This window comes from Gordonia aichiensis, assembly GCF_039946255.1.
Classification (GTDB): Bacteria; Actinomycetota; Actinomycetes; order Mycobacteriales; family Mycobacteriaceae; genus Gordonia; species Gordonia aichiensis_A.
The window spans coordinates 125,708-142,747 of record NZ_JBCDWL010000009.1 but is presented as its reverse complement, the minus strand read 5'-3'; the positions used below and the strand labels follow the sequence as shown (position 1 = coordinate 142,747).

At 71.1% G+C, this 17,040-nt stretch carries 19 protein-coding genes and 1 pseudogene; 5 read left to right on the top strand and 15 right to left on the bottom strand.

The window, feature by feature from the left end:
- Positions 1–30: 30 nt before the first annotated feature.
- Genes hisF through hisD form a run of 8 tightly spaced genes read right to left on the bottom strand, consistent with a single transcriptional unit; the run spans position 31 to position 6,497 of the window.
- The gene (gene hisF, locus AAFO60_RS12735; protein WP_347956572.1) at positions 31–804 is read right to left on the bottom strand and encodes an imidazole glycerol phosphate synthase subunit HisF; all 774 of its coding nucleotides are present in this window, start codon (positions 802–804) and stop codon (positions 31–33) included.
- A 36-nt stretch (positions 805–840) separates the two neighbouring features.
- Positions 841–1,671, bottom strand: coding sequence for an inositol monophosphatase family protein (locus AAFO60_RS12730; RefSeq protein ID WP_347956571.1), 831 nt, complete (start codon positions 1,669–1,671; stop codon positions 841–843).
- Between the two features lie 8 nt (positions 1,672–1,679).
- On the bottom strand, positions 1,680–2,429 hold the full coding sequence (gene priA / locus AAFO60_RS12725; RefSeq protein ID WP_347956570.1) for a bifunctional 1-(5-phosphoribosyl)-5-((5-phosphoribosylamino)methylideneamino)imidazole-4-carboxamide isomerase/phosphoribosylanthranilate isomerase PriA: 750 nt from the start codon (positions 2,427–2,429) through the stop codon (positions 1,680–1,682).
- Between the two features lie 22 nt (positions 2,430–2,451).
- Positions 2,452–2,748, bottom strand: a complete 297-nt coding sequence (locus AAFO60_RS12720) for a hypothetical protein (protein WP_347956569.1) — start codon at positions 2,746–2,748, stop codon at positions 2,452–2,454.
- Position 2,749: 1 nt separating this feature from the next.
- A complete protein-coding gene (gene hisH / locus AAFO60_RS12715; protein WP_347956568.1) occupies positions 2,750–3,385 on the bottom strand; it encodes an imidazole glycerol phosphate synthase subunit HisH in 636 nt (211 codons plus the stop codon).
- 3 nt (positions 3,386–3,388) lie between these two features.
- Entirely contained in the window at positions 3,389–4,033 is a 645-nt protein-coding gene (gene hisB, locus AAFO60_RS12710) for an imidazoleglycerol-phosphate dehydratase HisB (protein WP_347956567.1), read from the bottom strand.
- Between the two features lie 5 nt (positions 4,034–4,038).
- Positions 4,039–5,160 (bottom strand): histidinol-phosphate transaminase, encoded by a 1,122-nt coding sequence (locus AAFO60_RS12705; protein ID WP_347956566.1) that lies wholly within the window; start codon positions 5,158–5,160, stop codon positions 4,039–4,041.
- Positions 5,157–6,497: a histidinol dehydrogenase gene (gene hisD, locus AAFO60_RS12700; RefSeq protein WP_347956565.1), complete on the bottom strand. Its 1,341-nt coding sequence runs from the start codon at positions 6,495–6,497 to the stop codon at positions 5,157–5,159. Before hisD ends, AAFO60_RS12705 begins: the two co-directional genes overlap by 4 nt.
- A 622-nt stretch (positions 6,498–7,119) precedes the next feature.
- On the opposite strand from hisD, the pseudogene AAFO60_RS12695 reads away from it, so the two are divergent.
- The 3 genes and pseudogenes from AAFO60_RS12695 to AAFO60_RS12685 form a co-directional block, all read left to right on the top strand.
- Positions 7,120–7,533 (top strand): annotated as a pseudogene (locus AAFO60_RS12695) (hypothetical protein); the annotation flags it as partial.
- A complete protein-coding gene (locus AAFO60_RS12690; RefSeq protein ID WP_347956564.1) occupies positions 7,530–8,285 on the top strand; it encodes an ABC transporter ATP-binding protein in 756 nt (251 codons plus the stop codon). The pseudogene AAFO60_RS12695 and the gene AAFO60_RS12690, both read left to right, overlap by 4 nt.
- Complete coding sequence (locus AAFO60_RS12685; protein WP_347956563.1) at positions 8,282–9,076, top strand: ABC transporter permease; 795 nt, start codon at positions 8,282–8,284, stop codon at positions 9,074–9,076. The genes AAFO60_RS12690 and AAFO60_RS12685 overlap by 4 nt, the downstream gene beginning before the upstream one ends.
- 10 nt (positions 9,077–9,086) lie before the next feature.
- On the opposite strand, the gene AAFO60_RS12680 is transcribed toward AAFO60_RS12685, so the two are convergent.
- Complete coding sequence (locus tag AAFO60_RS12680) at positions 9,087–9,545, bottom strand: GNAT family N-acetyltransferase (RefSeq protein WP_347956562.1); 459 nt, start codon at positions 9,543–9,545, stop codon at positions 9,087–9,089.
- Between the two features lie 58 nt (positions 9,546–9,603).
- On the bottom strand, positions 9,604–10,551 hold the full coding sequence (locus AAFO60_RS12675) for a dipeptidase (protein WP_347956561.1): 948 nt from the start codon (positions 10,549–10,551) through the stop codon (positions 9,604–9,606).
- A 170-nt stretch (positions 10,552–10,721) separates the two neighbouring features.
- Between AAFO60_RS12675 and AAFO60_RS12670 the strand changes: the two genes are divergently transcribed.
- The gene (locus tag AAFO60_RS12670; protein ID WP_347956560.1) at positions 10,722–12,170 is read left to right on the top strand and encodes a DUF222 domain-containing protein; all 1,449 of its coding nucleotides are present in this window, start codon (positions 10,722–10,724) and stop codon (positions 12,168–12,170) included.
- On the opposite strand, the gene nadC is transcribed toward AAFO60_RS12670, so the two are convergent.
- Together nadC and nadA are read right to left on the bottom strand one after the other, a co-directional pair.
- Positions 12,127–13,017: a carboxylating nicotinate-nucleotide diphosphorylase gene (gene nadC, locus AAFO60_RS12665; protein WP_347956559.1), complete on the bottom strand. Its 891-nt coding sequence runs from the start codon at positions 13,015–13,017 to the stop codon at positions 12,127–12,129. The two genes, AAFO60_RS12670 and nadC, sit on opposite strands and share 44 nt — an antisense overlap.
- Before the next feature lie 5 nt (positions 13,018–13,022).
- Positions 13,023–14,078, bottom strand: coding sequence for a quinolinate synthase NadA (gene nadA / locus AAFO60_RS12660; RefSeq protein WP_424310819.1), 1,056 nt, complete (start codon positions 14,076–14,078; stop codon positions 13,023–13,025).
- 226 nt (positions 14,079–14,304) lie between these two features.
- Here nadA and AAFO60_RS12655 point away from each other — a divergent pair, with 226 nt between their 5' ends.
- On the top strand, positions 14,305–14,985 hold the full coding sequence (locus AAFO60_RS12655; protein WP_347956558.1) for an NUDIX hydrolase: 681 nt from the start codon (positions 14,305–14,307) through the stop codon (positions 14,983–14,985).
- On the opposite strand, the gene AAFO60_RS12650 is transcribed toward AAFO60_RS12655, so the two are convergent.
- The 3 genes from AAFO60_RS12650 to bioB all read right to left on the bottom strand — a co-directional run bounded on the left by AAFO60_RS12650 (position 14,948) and on the right by bioB (position 17,006).
- The gene (locus tag AAFO60_RS12650; RefSeq protein WP_347956557.1) at positions 14,948–15,643 is read right to left on the bottom strand and encodes a DUF2567 domain-containing protein; all 696 of its coding nucleotides are present in this window, start codon (positions 15,641–15,643) and stop codon (positions 14,948–14,950) included. The genes AAFO60_RS12655 and AAFO60_RS12650 overlap by 38 nt on opposite strands.
- Positions 15,640–15,879 (bottom strand): hypothetical protein, encoded by a 240-nt coding sequence (locus tag AAFO60_RS12645; RefSeq protein WP_347956556.1) that lies wholly within the window; start codon positions 15,877–15,879, stop codon positions 15,640–15,642. Before AAFO60_RS12645 ends, AAFO60_RS12650 begins: the two co-directional genes overlap by 4 nt.
- An 83-nt stretch (positions 15,880–15,962) precedes the next feature.
- A complete protein-coding gene (bioB, locus tag AAFO60_RS12640) occupies positions 15,963–17,006 on the bottom strand; it encodes a biotin synthase BioB (RefSeq protein ID WP_347956555.1) in 1,044 nt (347 codons plus the stop codon).
- Positions 17,007–17,040: the final 34 nt, after the last annotated feature.

Below are 17,040 nucleotides of genomic sequence, written 5' to 3'. Positions count from 1 at the left end.
GTCAGCGAACGGCGTGTCAGCCAACGGGTGTCAGCGGACGGTGATGTGCTCGGCCCGCATGGCGTCCTTGACCTCGCCGATGGTCATGTCGCCGAAGTGGAACACCGAGGCGGCCAGCACCGCGTCGGCGCCCGCCTGAACGGCCGGCGCGAAGTCGGCCACCCGGCCTGCGCCGCCGCTGGCGATCACCGGGATCGACACCGCGGCGCGGACCGCCTCGATCATCGGCAGGTCGAAGCCCGCCTTGGTGCCGTCGGCGTCCATCGAGTTCAGCAGGATCTCGCCGACGCCCAGTTCCTCCCCGCGGCGCGCCCACTCGATCGCGTCGATGCCCGTGCTGCGGCGACCGCCGTGCGTGGTCACCTCCCAGCCCGACGGGGTCGGTTCGCCGCCCGCGGGGACGGTCCGCGCATCCACCGACAGCACGATGCACTGCGAACCGAAACGCTGGCTCATCTCCCGGAGCACCTCGGGCCGGGCGATGGCCGCGGTGTTGACGCTGACCTTGTCGGCGCCGGCGCGCAGCATGGTGTCGACGTCGTCGACGGTGCGGATCCCGCCGCCGACGGTCAGCGGGATGAAGATCGCGTCGGCGGTGCGGCGGACCACGTCGAGCATGGTGCCGCGCCCCGAGCTCGAGGCCGTGACGTCGAGAAAGGTCAACTCGTCGGCGCCCTCGGCGTCGTACCGGGCGGCCAACTCCACCGGATCGCCCGCATCGCGCAGGTTCTCGAAGTTGACGCCCTTGACCACTCGGCCGTCATCGACGTCCAGACAGGGAATGACGCGGACTGCCACGCTCACGGGAGGGTCTCCTTAGTTCTCACTTGCGGGGATGATTCAGGCCGGTGCGGCCGCCACCTGATCGGGCATGGCCTCGGCGACCACGTCGAGCAGCTGGCGGTGCAGCAGCTTGTTGCCGGTGACCAGCGAGGTGGAGTGCACGGTCCACGGCCGCCCGGCGATGTCGGTCGCGACGCCGCCCGCCGCCCGGACCAGGGCCGCGCCCGCGGCGTTGTCCCAGGGTTTGGCGCTGAACGAGACGGCCCCGCCGAACACCCCGGCCGCCACGTAGGCGACGTCGGTGCCGTTGGAGCCGGTCATCCGCAACCGCCCGGCGCGATAGCTCAGCCGACGCTGCAGTTCGGCGCGCGCGGCGCCCGGGTAGCGGCCGCCCGCCTTCGCGTTGAACGCCCCGAAGCCGATCACCGCCGTCTGCAGCGGGCTGTCGGCCACCGGCGGCATCTCGACGCCGTTCACCACGAGCGGGCCGTCGACCTGCCCGGCGAAGCTCTGCCCGATCAACGGCAGGCGGGTGAGGCCGAGGACGGGTTCGCCGTCGACGGTCAGCGCCAGCAGCATCGCCGCCAGCGGCATCCCGACCGAGTAGTTGAAGGTCCCGTCGATGGGATCGAGGATCCACATCGCGCCGGTCTCCGGTGCCGGGCCGCCGAACTCCTCGCCGTGCACTTCGATGCCGGTGCGCTGCTCGAGCAGTTCGCCGATCCGACGCTCGAGCGCCAGGTCGACGTCGGTCGCGAAGTCGCCGACGCCCTTGACGTGTGTGCCCGGCGAGCCGAGTCCGTCGATGAACGCACCCGTCACCTCGTCGAGCACCGCACCCGCTGCGGCCAGCAGCTCGGGCAGGTCGAGGTCGAGGCGGTCTGTCATCTCGGAGGTCACCGGCCCCCGACCGCGGCGACGGCGTCCAGCGCCTCGCGCAGCGTGAAACGGCCCGCGTAGAGCGCCTTGCCGATGATCGCGCCCTCCACCCCGAGGCCGGTCAGTTCGGCGATCGCCAACAGATCGTCGATCTGCGAGATGCCGCCGGAGGCGACGACCGGGGAATCGGTGGCGCGCGCCACCTGCTCGAGCAGTTCCAGATTCGGTCCGGACAGCGTGCCGTCCTTGCTGACGTCGGTCACCACGTAGCGGGCGCAGCCGTCGTTGTTGAGGCGTTCGAGCGTCTCCCAGAGATCGCCGCCCTCGGTGACCCAGCCGCGGCCGCGCACGGTGTACGAGTCGCCGTCACGGGTGACGTCCAGGCCCACCGCGATCTGGTCCCCGTACTCGGCGATGGCCCGGGCGCACCACTCCGGGTTCTCGATCGCGGCGGTCCCGAGGTTGACGCGGGTGCACCCGGTCGCGAGCGCCGCCTTGAGCGAGGCGTCGTCGCGGATGCCGCCCGACAGCTCGACCTTCACCTCGACCTCGGCGGTCACCTGGGCGAGCAGTTCGCGGTTGTCGCCGCGACCGAAGGCGGCGTCCAGGTCGACCAGATGGAGCCACTGGGCACCGTCGCGCTGCCATGCGAGCGCCGCGTCGCGCGGCAAGCCGTAGGAGGTCTCCGATCCGGCCTCGCCCTTCACCAGGCGCACCGCCTGCCCGTCGACGACGTCGACGGCCGGGAGGAGTTCGAGGGTGCCCATCAGTCCAGTTCTCTTCTCTGTCTCAACTATCGGTGCGGTCCGGGGCGTCCGGGCCGCGCTTCTTGCTTTCCAATTCGGCGCGCCTGCGATCGATCTCGCGTTGCACGCCGGCCATCATCCGTCGTGACACCAGTGCGATCGCGACGACCATGCCGATCACCGCGGCGAAGGCCACGCAGAGTGCCGCAGTCGGATACGGCCGCGCCAGCAGCAGCACGATCGGCAGCATCACCCCCAGGACCAGGGCCCCGGCACCCAGCGCGTAGAACACCAGCTTCCCGATCGAGAACTGCTGGGCCTCATCGCTTTTCGCGCTCATGTCAGGCCAATCCACCGACCCAGTTGCGCAGCAGCGCAGCGCCGACGTCGCCGGACTTCTCGGGATGGAACTGGGTGGCCGACAGCGGCCCGTTCTCCACCGCGGCCAGGAACGGTCCGCCGTGGTCGGACCAGGTGAGCTTCGGCGCGTGCAGCGGCGATCCGGCGGTGTCCATCTCCCACTCCTGCACGGCGTAGGAGTGCACGAAGTAGAAGCGGGCGTCGTCGTCGAGGCCGGCGAACAGGACGGAGTCGGCCGGCGCGTCGACGGTGTTCCAGCCCATGTGCGGCAGGACCGGCGCGCGCAGCCGCGTCACCGATCCGGGCCACTCACCGCAGCCGGGGGTGTCGATGCCGAACTCGACGCCGTGGCTGAACAGGATCTGCATGCCGACGCAGATGCCGAGGACGGGACGACCGCCGGCCAGGCGACGTCCGATGATGCGGTCGCCGCGGACCGCTTTGAGGCCGGCCATGCAGGCGGCGAAGGCCCCGACGCCGGGGACCAGCAGCCCGTCCGCGTTGATCGCGGTCTCGAAGTCGGAGGTGATCTCCACCTGTGCCCCGGCCCGTTCGAGTGCGCGTTGCGCCGATCGGAGGTTGCCCGAGCCGTAGTCGAGCAGTGCAACTGAGGTCATGCTCTACAGGGCGCCCTTCGTCGACGGGATGCCGCTGGTTCGCGGATCGGGTTCGACGGCCTCGCGCAGTGCGCGGGCCACGGCCTTGAACTCGGCCTCGGTGATGTGGTGCTGGTCGCGCCCGTACAGCACACGCACATGCAGGGCGATCCGCGCATTCAGGGCGATCGATTCGAAGCAGTGCCGGTTCAGCACGGTCGCGTAGGAGACGACCGGCTTGTCGCCTCCGGAGTACCCGCCGATGACGGCGGTGAGCATGTGGTCGGGTTCGCCGGTGTGCACGCAGTAGGGGCGACCGGAGACGTCGACCACGGCTTGGGCGAGGGTCTCGTCCATCGGGATCCAGGCGTCGCCGAAGCGGCGGATGCCCTTCTTGTCGCCGAGGGCCTGACCGATGGCCTGACCGAGGACGATGCAGGTGTCCTCGACCGTGTGGTGGGCCTCGATGTCGATGTCGCCGCGGGCGTGGACGGTGAGGTCGAAGCTGCCGTGCGCGCCGAAGGCGGTCAGCATGTGGTCGAAGAAGGGCACCGAGGTGTCGATGTCGGTCTTGCCGGTGCCGTCGAGGTCGATCTCGACGGTGATCGACGACTCGCGGGTGGTGCGCTGGACGCGGGCGATCCGGCGTTCGGACGGGGCTGTGCTCACTGCGGTCACTGCTGCTTTCGGTCGGTGTCGGCCAGCTCGGCGCTGACCGCGAGGAAGGCGTCGTTCTCGGCGGGTAGTCCAATGGTCGCACGCAGCCGCCCGGGAATGCCGACGTCCCTGATGAGGACGCCGCGGTCGAGGTAGCGCTGCCAGGTGGCGGGTGCGTCGGCGAACTCGCCGAAGAGGATGAAGTTGGCGTCCGACTCGGTCACGTCGTAGCCCTGCGCGACGAGCGCGGCGACGACGCGCCGGCGTTCGGCGACGATCGCGGCGACCCCGCCCAGGGTCTCGGAGGCGTGCTGCAGGGCGGCGCGCGCGCCGGCCTGGGTGAGGACGGACAGGTGGTACGGCAGGCGCACCAGCAGCAGCGCCTCGATGACGGCGGGTGCGGCGGCGAGGTAGCCGAGGCGCCCGCCGGCGAACGCGAAGGCCTTGCTCATGGTGCGCGAGACGATCAGTCGGGCGCCGTACTCGTCGAGGAGTTCGACGGCGCTGGGCTGCGAGGAGAACTCGCCGTAGGCCTCGTCGACGATGACCACGCCCGGTGCGGCGTCGAGGATCGCGCGCAGGTCGTCGAGGGCGACGCTGCCCCCCGTGGGGTTGTTCGGCGAGGTCACGAAGACCACGTCGGGCCGGTCCGCGGCGATCGCCTCGATCGAGGCCTCGACGTCGAGGGTGAAGTCGGCGGCGCGCGGCACCGGGAGCCACCGGGTCTGGGTGCCGTCGGCGATGATCGGGTGCATCGAGTACGACGGTACGAAGCCCATCGCGCTGCGGCCGGGTCCGCCGAAGGCCTGCAGGATCTGCTGCAGGATCTCGTTGGACCCGTTGGCGGCCCAGATGTTGTCGACGGTGAGGTCGACGCCGGTCGCCCCACTCAGGTAGGCGGCGAGGTCCGAGCGCAGGCCGAGGGCGTCACGGTCGGGGTACCGGTGAAGCTGCTCGGCGGCTGCGGCGACGGCGTCGGCGACGTCGTCGATCAGGGCCTGGCTGGGCGGATGCGGGTTCTCGTTGGTGTTGAGCACCACCGGCACCTGCAGCTGGGGGGCGCCATAGGGCGACTTTCCGCGCAGGTTGTCGCGCAGCGGCAGGTCGGTCAGGCGCACCTGCTGTCCGGGGACGGTCACCGGGCGCCCCCGGCGAACCGTGCCTGGACGGCCTCGCCGTGCGCGGGCAGATCCTCCGCGTCGGCGAGCGTGATGACCCGATCGGCGATCTCGGCGAGCGCATCCCGGTCGTAGTCGACGACGTGAACGCCGCGCAGGAAGGTCTGCACCGACAGTCCCGAGGCGTACTTGGCCGATCCGGAGGTCGGGAGGACGTGGTTGGAGCCCGCGCTGTAGTCCCCCAGGCTGACCGGCGAGTAGGTGCCGACGAAGATCGCGCCCGCGCTGGTGACGCGGTCGGCGACGGCGCGGGCGTCCCGGGTCTGGATCTCGAGGTGTTCGGCGGCGTACGCGTCGACGACGGACAGACCGGCCTCGATGTCGTCGACCAGCACGATGCCCGACTGCGGTCCGGCCAGCGCGGTGAGGACGCGCTCGGAGTGCTTGGTGGCGCCGGCGGCGCGCGCGAGAGCCTCGTCGACGGCGTCGGCGAGGGCTTCGCTGTCGGTGACCAGGACCGAGGCGGCGAGCACATCGTGCTCGGCCTGGCTGATGAGGTCGGCGGCGACGACCGCGGGGTCCGCGGAGTCGTCGGCCAGGATCGCGATCTCGGTGGGGCCGGCCTCGGCGTCGATGCCGACCACTCCGCGCACCAGACGCTTGGCGGCGGTGACGTAGATGTTGCCGGGCCCGGTGATGAGGTCGACCGGATCGAGGAGCCTCGAGACCTCGGTGTCGGTGCCGGTGTCCGTTCCGCCGTAGGCGAGCAGGGCGATGCCCTGGGCGCCGCCGACCGCCCACACCTCGTCGACGCCGAGCAGCGCGCACGCGGCCAGGATGGTCGGGTGCGGCCAACCGCCGAAGTCGGCCTGCGGCGGCGAGGCGACGACCAGTGACCCGACGCCCGCCTCCTGTGCGGGTACGACGTTCATGATCACACTGGACGGGTAGACGGCGTTGCCGCCCGGCACGTACAGGCCGACGCGGCGGACCGGGATCCACTTCTCGGCCACGGTCCCGCCGGGGACGACCTGCGTGAGGGTGGTCTGCCTGCGCTGGTCGGCGTGGACCAGGCGGGCCCGGCGGATCGACTCCTCGAGTGCGTCGACGATCGCCGGATCGAGGTCGCGGCGGGCCTGCGCGATCACCTCGGCGGGCACCCGCACAGAGGTCGGACGGACGCGGTCGAACTTCTCGGTGTAATCGAGGGCGGCGGGGACACCATGTTCGGCGATCGCTTCGACGACGGGGGTCACCGCAGGAAGCACGGCGTTGACGTCGGTTCCGCCGCGCGGAAGCGCGCGACGCAACTGGCTGAGCGTCGGGACGGCACCTCGCAGGTCGGTTCGGGTGAGCATGATCGTCGAATCTCCGAATCCTGTGTCGTTTCCACAAGCCGAACCCCGGGCAGAGAACGGTACTCACCAGGATATGCGCCGCGGCAAATCCTTTCCTCGCCGGTCCCGCGAGTGACGACGACCGAGCCCCGCCGAACTCGTTAAGTTAGCTAAGCCTATGCTACTAACTTGATGGGATTGCGGTTGACTAGCGCGATCGAGGAGTCAGGAGACACCGATGGGGACCGGGGACAGCACACCAGATCCATACGACTACCCGAGTGACGAGCCGCAGCCCGATCAGCGGACCGCTCAGCGCGCGAGGCCCGCGGCCGGCTCATCGGTCAGTTGGCCGACGGTGCTCGCGGCGGGCGGGGCGGCCGCGGTCATCGCCGCCCTGGTCCTGGTCATCGGGATCACCGGGATGATGGTTGCGCGCGATCGCGGCGCCGCGACCGCAGCGCCGGCGACGGTCGTTCAGCTCGGTCAGGCCGCGGCCGCCGCCCCGACCGCGGCGACTGCGCCGACCGCGACGACCTCACCGGCGGCCGGCAGCGAAGCACCCGCTCCGGGCGCTGCGGCCGCGCCGGCGCCGCCCGCCGCGGCCTCGAATGCGCAGGCCGCGGGCTCGCCGACGTCGTCGGCGGCAGCCGGCCGGGCGTCATCGTCGTCGCCGACCGATCCGAACTTCCGCGTGACGGCCGAACGACCGACGCTCACCGACCTGACGAACATCGTCAACTTCCTGGTCGCGACCCCGGCGTCCGATCAGGCCAAGGCCGCGAACGTCGAGGGCGGGATGGCGGCGGTCGTCGTCCCGAAGACCGTGTACAGCCTCGGCCTGTTCCGGCCGCCGCTGGGCTGGAACAAGGTCACCGGTCCCCTGGTCCAGAACGGCGACACCGTCTCGGCGACGCTCAACAGCGGCTCGGCCGGACGACCGACGATCCGGATGACCATCCAGTTCAAGCGGATCGACGGCAACTGGCGGCTCGCGGCGAGCTCGATGTGCGAGGGCGTCAAGACCGTCGGCCTCAACATCTACTGCAACCGATGATCACGACCGCCGAGGTCTCGGTGCGGTACGGGCGGACCACGGTTCTGCGGGAGGTCAGCACTCAGATCCCCGACGGCCGCCTGACCTACCTGCTCGGACGCAACGGAGCGGGCAAGTCGACCCTGCTGCGGACCATGTGCGGAATCGTCCGGCCGAGCGACGGATCAGTTCGCATCGACGGTCGAGCGCCGCGCACCCTCGCCCGACCTGCCGCCGCGATCGGCGTGCACCTCGGGGCCGACGCGGCGGGCTCCCCCGCCGGCCCCGATCGCTCGCACACCGGTCGTCGTCATCTGCGGTGGCTGGCCGCTGCCGGCGGCATCGACGCCGCGCGCGTGGAGACGGTCTGCCGACGCGTCGGGCTCACCGACGCCGCCGACCGTCGCATCGCCGACTACTCCCTCGGCATGCGACAGCGCCTCGGCATCGCCGCAGCGCTGCTGCCCGACCCGCCGAATCTGATCTTCGACGAGCCGACGAACGGCCTCGACATCGACGGCATCCGGTGGATCCGGACGCTCCTTCGCGGGCTGGCCGACGAGGGTCGCGCGGTGGTCATCGCCTCCCATCTGTTCGACGAGGTCGTCCGCACCGGCGACGCGGTGATCGTGCTCGATCGCGGTCGCTTGGTCGCCGACACGTCGGTGACCGATCTGATCGGTGCCCACCCCGACCTGGAGTCGGCCTACCTCGACCTGATCCGGCCCGCCGCCGCCGGTGTCCGAGCTGCTTCGAGCGGAGCCCCGCAGTGACCGCGGTCGCGCAGCTGTGGCGTGCCGCCCGCGCCGAGTCCGTGCGGTTGGGCGGGCTCCGCGGACCGCTGGTGCTGGCCGCCCTGCCCGGAGCGGTCCTCGCACCGCTCGCGGTGACCTTCGCCATCGCCGCGGTCGCCGAACGCTTCGCCACCATGTCGTCGGGCATCCGGGTGACGTCGGTGCAGACGTCGAACTCCGTCTACTGGGTGCTGACCTTCACGGTGATGGTGTCGGCGGTGATCGCCGCGGCCGCGCAGGCCTCGTCGGCGCGCGGCGCAGCGGCCGACCTGGAGCGATGCCTGTTCCCGCGGGCGTGGACCGTCCCGGCGGCACGCTGGCTGGTCTGCGGCGGATGGGCGGCCACGGCGGGCCTCGTGTTGGTGATCGTGGTGATGACGGTGCTGCCGTCGGCGTTCCCCGCGGTGTACGGCGGCGTCGATCTCACCTCGTCGCAGGGCCTGCGCTTTCTGGCCACCGTGCCCGTCTACGCGTTCGTCGCCTGTGGCGTCGGCGTCGGGGTCGGCGCCCTGATCGGGCAGCCGGTGGTGGCCGCGGCGGTCCTGCTCGGGTGGGCGTTCCTCGTCGAGAACTCGATCGCCCTCGCCCCCAAGGGGTACACGCTGCAGGGATACATGCCCTTCCTCAACGGCCAGTTCGGCACCGGGCAGGAACTGGCGTTCACCCCGCCCTGGGGTCCCGGCGGCGCCCTCCTCTATGCGGCGGCGGTCGCCGCGGCGCTGTTCGCCGCCGGATGCGGCGCGCTCGCCTGGCGCCGCCGGGCCGCGTGAGGCGACGCCGTCATTCGGCCGCCCGCCGGCGCAGCGGCACGTGCGGGATGCCGTCTTCGACGAACTCGGGTCCGTCCGGCAGGTAGCCCCACCGCGCGTACATGTCGACCAGGTGCGACTGCGCGTCCATGACGCTGCCGTCCCGGCCGATGTAGGCGACCGCACGGTCCAGCAGGGCGGCGATCAGGCCGGTCCGCCGTCGGTCGGGGCGGGTGCAGACGCGGCCGATCCGGTACTCGCGACGGCCCGGGGAGGCGTCGTCGAGCAGGACGCGAAGGGTGGCGGTCGGGCGGCCGTCCTCGTCCTCGCACCAGAAGTGCAGCGTGGTCGATTCGGCATCGCGCCCGTCGATCTCGGGATAGGCGCACCGCTGCTCCACCACGAAGGCGTCGACGCGGAGTCGCAGGATCCCGTGGAGGGTGCGGGCATCGAGGTCGGTCAGGATCGCAGAGCGCACGGCGTGGTTCATCACGAGCCATCTTGCCCGAATCCGACGGCCCGCGATGCGCGAGGCTCTACCCGGAGGCCTACCAGGACGTCAGGGCGACGCGCCGGAAGTTGCCGCCGAGCAACTGCGCGATGTCGGAGTCGCGCCAGCCGCGGGCGGCCAGTTCCCGCCCGAGGGTCACGAAGGTCTCCGGCGGCATCCACCTGATGACGCCCCAGCGGGTGTAGCTGTCGTCGAAGGCCTCCGGGTGGTCGGCGATCTCGGCGAGGAAGTCGGCGGCGTCGAAGGAGTGGTCGGTGCTGACGCCGACGTGGTCGATGCCGATCAGGTCGACGGCGTACTCGATGTGCCGGATCATCGCCTCGATGGTCGGCGTGTTGGGGCCGAGGAAGATGCCGACCCCGGTGATGCCGACCACGCCGCCGCTCTCCGCGCAGGCGCGGGCCTGAGCGTCGGTGATGTTGCGCGGATGACGCCACACCGCGTTCATGCACGAGTGGCTGTAGATCACCGGCTTGGTCGAGATCGCGCACATGTCGAGTCCGGTGCGTTCGCTGCAGTGCGAGCCGTCCGGGACCATGCCGACACGGTTCATCTCGGCGACCAGTGCCCGTCCCCACGCGGTGAGTCCGGTGTCTTGCGCGTCGAGGCAGCCGCAGCCGGCGGCATTCGCGTGGTTGTACGACGGCAACATGGTGCGAACGCCGAGGTCGAAGAACCGAGCGAGATTGTCGAGCTCTCCGTCGAGCGGACCCGAATCCTCCAGATCGAAGCCGATCGCGATGTCGCCGGCCGCCGACACCCGGTCGACGTCAGCCACGGTCGGTGCGAGCGCCAGTCCGTCGGTGCGATCGACCTCGGACCGGAAGTGCGCCAGCAGTGCCGCGGAGTCGGCGAACGACTGCGGCGAGTAGCCGACGTTCACCGAGACGTAGGTGGGCGCGGGGCTCTGGAACCGGAGCAGCGGGTCGACGGCCGCGTCGCGCTGCAGCGGAAGGCAGGCGTGTTGATCCCAGATCAGCGTCATGACAGTGATCTTGACACCCGAGGCGAGTCGATCGCGGGGGTTCCGGGCCGGGGCCGGTCGGCCCCGCGGCGCCCGGACCCGAATTGTCGGACCCGAATTGTCAGACCCGAAACCTATCATCGAATACGAGTTCGATCGCCGTTGCCGCGGCGGAGACCGGAGGGGGAATCATGAAGGCCGACGTCTCGAACACCGGATCGCCAGTCACCGGGTCACCAGTCACCGGGTCAACCGTCACCGTGACCGACGAGGCGATCGTCATCATGATCGCCCGACCGGAGACCTCCGGCCGAGACCGGGACGGCCGGGCCGCGATGCTCGCCTTCGCCGCGCGCGCCGACTCGTACGAGGGCCTGGTCCTGTGGCATCGGTACGAGGCCGTCCACCGCCTGCTCCAGGTCAGGCTCGACGAGGCTGCGGCCCTCCCGGACGCCGACGTCTTCACGCGCCTGTACGACCCTCTCGCTCAGACGGCGGCGTCGTTCGCCGTGGCCGCCGGCCTCAGGCAGGGCACGGCCGAGAACTTCGTCGATCGGGCCGTGGCCTGCCTGGAGCGCATCCCGGCCATCGGCCGGCTGATGCGGTCCGGCGTCATCACCGCCTCGTGGTTCCATCGCGCCATCGAGCTCACCGCGCTCGTCGACGACGCCGACCTGCTGGCGCTGATCGACGCCGAGGCGGCACACCGGCTGTCCACGATCGGCGACCTCACGCGGAGCCGGCTGGAGTCGACGATCTCCGCGGTGGTCGCCGGGGTGTGCGAGAACGACCCGCGGACGCGGCCGCAGTTGCGTTCGGACGCCGCAGTCGCCGCGATGGCGCGGCGGCCCTTCGGCTGCGGCTGCGGCGAGCAGTCGTGCGCGGCGACCCTGTCCGACCACGACGTCGCCGAGCGATGCGCGCGGATCGTCCTGCACGTCGTGGTCCGCAAGGAGACGCTCGCCGGTGCCTCGACGACTCCCGCCTTCCTCGCCGGAGTCGGCCCGCTTGCGGCGCCCCGGGTGCGTGAGATCGCGACACGCCCGGACACCGTCGTCCGAGAAGTCGCCGTCGACTCGCTGCTCGGCGCGTCGGCCCAGTCGGCCGACCCCTACCGGCCCACCGCCGCCTGCGACACCCTGGTCCGCGGACTGTTCGGCGAATGCACCACAGGCGGTTGCACGGCGTCGGCGTGGCACTGCGACCTCGACCACGTGCAGGAGTTCGACCACGCCGACCCCGCGGCCGGCGGCCCCACGTGCTGGTGCAACCTCAACCCGAAGTGCCGGTTCCACCACGGCGTCAAAACGCACGTCAGCGGCTGGCTCGACGACCAGATCGTCGACGCGAACGGCGTGGTCTGGACGGAGACGACCACGCCGGAAGGACTCGTCGTCCGCGCGCAGGCGCTCAACTCCTGGCTGCTCCCCGAGCTCGGCCTGCTCTCCTGCGGGCATCCCGCGGCGAGCGCGACACGCCCGGGCTCGTGCGGTTCGAGTGTCATCACCGAACCGGCGCGTCGCCCTCGGTCGCGGACCGAGGCCAAGCACCGCTACCGCATGCAGCAGCGGGCGGCGCCAGGCCGGGTCGCGCGAGCTACATGTCCAAACCGAAGTCCAAGACGGTCACCGAGTGGGTGAGTGCTCCGACCGCGAGGTAGTCGACGCCGGTGCGCGCATAGTCGGCGGCGACGTCGAGCGTCAGCCCGCCCGACGATTCGAGCTTGGTCTCCGGCGACGTCGCGTCCCGTCGGGTGACGGCCATCTGTGTGGCCCAGGGCTCGAAGTTGTCGAGCAGGACCAGCTGGGGTGCCAGGGCGAGGACCTCGTCGAGCTGATCGAGGGAGTCGACCTCGACTTCCACCGGAATGTCGGGGGCCGCGGCGCGGACCGCTTCGAGCGCCTTGCCGACACCGCCCGCGGCGACCACGTGGTTGTCCTTGATCAGCGCCGCGTCGCCCAGTCCCATGCGGTGGTTCACGCCGCCGCCGGCACGAACCGCGTACTTCTGCAGGGAACGCAGGCCGGGCAGCGTCTTACGGGAGTCGCGGATCTTCGCCTTGGTCCCGTCGACGGCGTCGACCCACGCCGCGGTCGCCGTCGCGATCCCCGACAGGTGGCACAGCAGGTTCAGTGCGGTGCGCTCGGCGGTGAGCAACGACGTCGCGGGTGCTCGCACGGCCAGGGCGACCGATCCCGGCTCGACGCGCGAGCCGTCGTCGAGCTGCTCGGTGACGACGTAGTTGTCGGGCCCGACCACCTCGTCGAGCACCGCACGCACCACCGGCAGCCCGGCGACCACGCCGTGCTGCCGCGAGACGAACCTCGCCTCGGCGACGGTGTCTGCGGGCACCGTCGCGAGCGTCGTCACGTCGGGTCCGTACCGAAGGTCTTCCAGAAGGGCGGTTCGGATGAGGGCGAGCAGATCCTCGTCGACGTCGAAGGTGAGGTCGCCGGTGGCCTGCTGCTGTCCGATGAAGGAGTTCACCCGGCCTATTCTCCGCTACCCGGATTTCCGATCGCGATCATCCTCTCCACCGACAGGCGGGCTCGCTCGGCGACGTCGGGCGCCACGTGCACCTCGTCGCGCCCCTCGGTGAGGCAGCGCAGCAGCGCCGCGGGGGTGATCATCTTCATGTACGGGCATGCGGCCTTCTCGTTGACCGGCTGGAAGTCGATCTCCGGTGCGGCCTTGCGCAGCTGGTGCAGCATGCCGACCTCGGTCGCGACCAGCACCTGCCCCGACTTCGACTCGCGGGCGGCATCGATCATGCCTCCGGTCGAGAGGATCTTGACGCGCTCTTCCGGGACGATGCCCTCGCCCGACAGGTACAGCGCCGAGGTCGCGCAGCCGCACTCCGGGTGGATGAAGAGCTCGGCCTCGGGGTGGTCGGCCGTCTGCGCGGTCAGCTCGTCGCCGTTGATGCCCGCGTGGACGTGGCACTCCCCGGCCCAGATGTGGATGTTGTCGCGCCCGGTCTCGCGCTTGACGTGCGCGCCCAGGAACTGGTCGGGCAGGAACAGCACGTCGCGGTCCCGGTCGATCGAGGCGACCACGTCGACGGCGTTCGACGAGGTGCAGCAGATGTCGGTCAGACCCTTCACCTCGGCGGTGGTGTTCACGTACGAGACGACGACGGCGTCGGGGTAGTCGGCCTTCCACGCGCGCAGGTCGTCGGCGGTGATCGAGTCGGCCAGGGAGCAGCCCGCACGCTCGTCGGGGATCAGCACCCGCTTGGTCGGGCTCAGGATCTTGGCGGTCTCGGCCATGAAGTGCACACCGCAGAAGATGATCTCGTCCGCGTCGGTCTCGGCCGCGATCCGCGAGAGCGCCAGCGAGTCGCCGACGTGGTCGGCGATGTCCTGGATGGCGGGTACCTGGTAGTTGTGGGCGAGGATGGTCGCATTGCGCGCCTGCGCCAGCCGCTTGATCTCGGCGGCCCAGGCGGCGTCGGCCTCGACCCCGCCGTAGGCCGGCGGGATGCCGTGCCGGGGGTCGGGCATCCCGAGGTCGGTCTCGGTCCGAGTGATCACGGTTCCAGTGGTCATGACGACTCCCATCGCATGGTCTCTCCGGTGCCGGGGCTGCGGCCCGGAGGATGTACCGGGGTTTTCGACCATTGGTCGAAAACATGTCGCCATCGTAACACCTGTGACCGTCGACGCATTCCGGCGTCGCCCCGCCGACCGCCGCCGCCCCGACGGACGGCCGGCACGATGCGGCCGGACCGCTCCCCCGAGCACCCCCGCGAGCGGACTCTCTACTGTGGTTGCCATGGCCGAAACCACCGTGCGCGTCGAGGTGCTGACCGCCGTCTTCCAGGTCCGCGAACCGGAGTCGGGCGAACCCGTGCTCCGCGTGCTGCTGCGCCGCTGCGAGCACGCGGGGTGGTCGTTGCCCGGCGGGCCGATCGTCGAGCGCGAGACGCTCGGCGCCGCAGCGGTGAGGTGGCTCGGCACCCGCGCGGGGCTGACCCGCGTGGCGCATCTGGAGCAGTTGTCGGTGTTCTCCGATCCCGACCGGGTGCCGGGCGATCGGACCGTGGCCTCGACCTTCCTGGGGCTGGTCCCCAGCGACATTCCTACCGAAACGGTCGCCGACGCCGAGTGGTTCGCCGTCGACGCGCTCCCCGATCTCGCCTACGACCATCGCGACGTCATCGACCTCGCCAGGGCTCGGCTGGCCGGAAAGCTCTCGTACACCAACATCGCCTTCGCGCTGGCGCCGAGCCAGTTCCCGATGTCGGAGCTGTCGGAGATCTACGGCGCCGCACTCGGGTACCCGGTCGATTCGACGAACCTGCTGCGCGTACTCTCGCGCCGCGGCGTCGTGGTCGCGACCGGGACCGTCGGCCGCACCGGCCGCACCGGCGGGCGGCCGCCCGCGCTCTACGCCTTCGCCGACACGCGCCTGCGGGTCACCGACGAGTTCGCGGCTCTCCGTCCCCCGCTGTGACGTCCCCCGCTGCGCTCTCGCCCGGGGTGATCCCTCCTGGGGCGATCTCTCCGGGGGCGCTCTCCCCCGGAACCGCGTGTACCGCCGAGTCATCGGGCAAGACGCCGTCGGTCGGGACCGGGGTGAACTCCGACCGCTCATCGGGCAGGTCGCCGACGCCGAGGTCGGCGTGCGCACTGGAGATCACGCAGACGAGGTAGATCAGCACGCCGGCCGTCGGCGCGCACAGCAGCAGCAGCCACGGCGGGCCGACGGTGCCGTCGAGCCACAGGTTGACCGTGCCGCGATAGTCGCCTGGCACCGCCCGGTCGATGGTGTCGTGTGCGCGGGTGCCGAACCGGTCAGCCAGATCCAGGGCCAGCCCCGACGTCGCGATCGACATCAGCACGACGAACGCCAGCCCGCCCGGACCGCGCGAGGACCGGAGCCCGAACCAGGCGGCCAGGGCGATGAGCACGCCGAGCCCGAAGGCCAGGAAGGCGAAGGTCGCGACACCGTCGAAGAGTCGCGCCGGGTCGGCCTCGGTCGCGAAGCCCAATCGGCCGCCGTGCGAGACGACCAGGTCGGGGGTGGGGGCCAAGACCACCCAGAGCCCCGCGACCGCGATCGCGGCGGCCAACAGTGCCACGACCACCGCGGCCACCCGGCGCAAGTTCATCGCCGGCCCAGCTCCGCCGAGTCGACGGCGCCGTGCCGCGAGCATCGCGCGTCCCATCCGTCGGGGCGCACCTGCACGATCATCCGCCTCCCGCACTGTCCGCAGTAGCGGGGCGGTTCCAGGCCGAGTCGGGCCGCGGCCGGCACCGCGTCGGGCGCCTGCAGCTCGAGTTCGACACCGGTGTAGACGCCGTACCGCATGGGCGGCTGCAAGGGCGTGGGAATCGCACTCGTCATACCGGACGCCTCCTGAGATCGGGTGGTCGCGAACCTGACGGCTGCCGCCGACGGGCCACGACCTTCGAGGCTACCGCTGCCGGTCACAGCGTGTCGTTGAGGGCTTTGATCGGCATCTGCAGATCGTCGAGCAGATCCAGGTCGGTCTCCGCTGGCCGGCCGAGCGTCGTCAGGTAGTTGCCAACGATGACCGCGTTGATGCCGCCGAGGATCCCCTGCTTGGCGCCGAGGTCGCCGAGGGTGATCTCGCGGCCACCCGCGAACCGCAGGATGGTGCGCGGCAACGCCAGCCGGAAGGCGGCGACCGATTTGAGCGCTTCGGCGGCGGGCAGGACGTCGAGGTCGCCGAACGGGGTCCCCGGCCGCGGGTTCAGGAAGTTCAAGGGCACCTCGTCGGGGTCCAGTTCGGCGAGGTCGGCAGCGAACTCGGCCCGCTGCTCGAGAGTCTCGCCCATGCCGAGGATGCCGCCGCAGCAGACCTCCATGCCGGCCTCGCGAACCATCTTGAGGGTGCCCCACCGCTCCTCCCAGGTGTGGGTGGTCACGACCTTCGGGAAATGGCTGCGCGCGGTCTCGAGGTTGTGGTTGTACCGGTGCACGCCCATCGCCGCGAGCTCGTCGACCTGTTCCTGGGTGAGCATGCCGAGACTGCAGGCGATCTGGATGTCGACCTCGTTGCGGATCGCTTCGATTCCGGCCGCCACCTGCGTCATCAGCCGCTTGTCCGGGCCGCGGACCGCGGCGACGATGCAGAACTCTGTCGCTCCCGTCTTGGCGGTCTGCTTGGCCGCTTCGACCAGCGACGGGATGTCGATCCAGGCGCTGCGCACCGGCGAGGCGAACAGTCCGGACTGGCTGCAGAAGTGGCAGTCCTCCGGGCAGCCGCCGGTCTTGAGCGAGATGATCCCCTCCACCTCGACCTCCGGACCGCACCAGCGCATGCGGACGTCGTGGGCCACCTGCAGCAGCTCGGTGAGGCGGTCGTCGTCGAGGCGCAGGACCTCGAGGACCTGCTCGCGGCTCAGTCCCTCGCCGCGCTCGAGGACCTGGTCGCGCGCGACGTCGAGGATGTCGGCAGCGGCGGCGGCGGACTCGGCGGAAGCCGCGGTGTCGGCGGTGGTGGTCATGGTCGGGGTCTCCTCTTGCTTCGACGGATACTTC

What these genes read in the sequence shown, in the direction of transcription:
- nadA (WP_424310819.1), bottom strand. Translation starts at nt 14,078, where the DNA reads ATGACCACTGGAACCGTGATCACTCGGACCGAGACCGACCTCGGGATG.
- AAFO60_RS12655 (WP_347956558.1), top strand. Translation starts at nt 14,305, where the DNA reads ATGGCCGAAACCACCGTGCGCGTCGAGGTGCTGACCGCCGTCTTCCAG.
- bioB (WP_347956555.1), bottom strand. Translation starts at nt 17,006, where the DNA reads ATGACCACCACCGCCGACACCGCGGCTTCCGCCGAGTCCGCCGCCGCC.
- AAFO60_RS12670 (WP_347956560.1), top strand. Translation starts at nt 10,722, where the DNA reads ATGAAGGCCGACGTCTCGAACACCGGATCGCCAGTCACCGGGTCACCA.
- priA (WP_347956570.1), bottom strand. Translation starts at nt 2,429, where the DNA reads ATGGGCACCCTCGAACTCCTCCCGGCCGTCGACGTCGTCGACGGGCAG.
- AAFO60_RS12645 (WP_347956556.1), bottom strand. Translation starts at nt 15,879, where the DNA reads ATGACGAGTGCGATTCCCACGCCCTTGCAGCCGCCCATGCGGTACGGC.
- AAFO60_RS12650 (WP_347956557.1), bottom strand. Translation starts at nt 15,643, where the DNA reads ATGAACTTGCGCCGGGTGGCCGCGGTGGTCGTGGCACTGTTGGCCGCC.
- AAFO60_RS12675 (WP_347956561.1), bottom strand. Translation starts at nt 10,551, where the DNA reads ATGACGCTGATCTGGGATCAACACGCCTGCCTTCCGCTGCAGCGCGAC.
- hisD (WP_347956565.1), bottom strand. Translation starts at nt 6,497, where the DNA reads ATGCTCACCCGAACCGACCTGCGAGGTGCCGTCCCGACGCTCAGCCAG.
- AAFO60_RS12720 (WP_347956569.1), bottom strand. Translation starts at nt 2,748, where the DNA reads ATGAGCGCGAAAAGCGATGAGGCCCAGCAGTTCTCGATCGGGAAGCTG.
- AAFO60_RS12680 (WP_347956562.1), bottom strand. Translation starts at nt 9,545, where the DNA reads ATGAACCACGCCGTGCGCTCTGCGATCCTGACCGACCTCGATGCCCGC.
- hisH (WP_347956568.1), bottom strand. Translation starts at nt 3,385, where the DNA reads ATGACCTCAGTTGCACTGCTCGACTACGGCTCGGGCAACCTCCGATCG.
- AAFO60_RS12690 (WP_347956564.1), top strand. Translation starts at nt 7,530, where the DNA reads ATGATCACGACCGCCGAGGTCTCGGTGCGGTACGGGCGGACCACGGTT.
- AAFO60_RS12730 (WP_347956571.1), bottom strand. Translation starts at nt 1,671, where the DNA reads ATGACAGACCGCCTCGACCTCGACCTGCCCGAGCTGCTGGCCGCAGCG.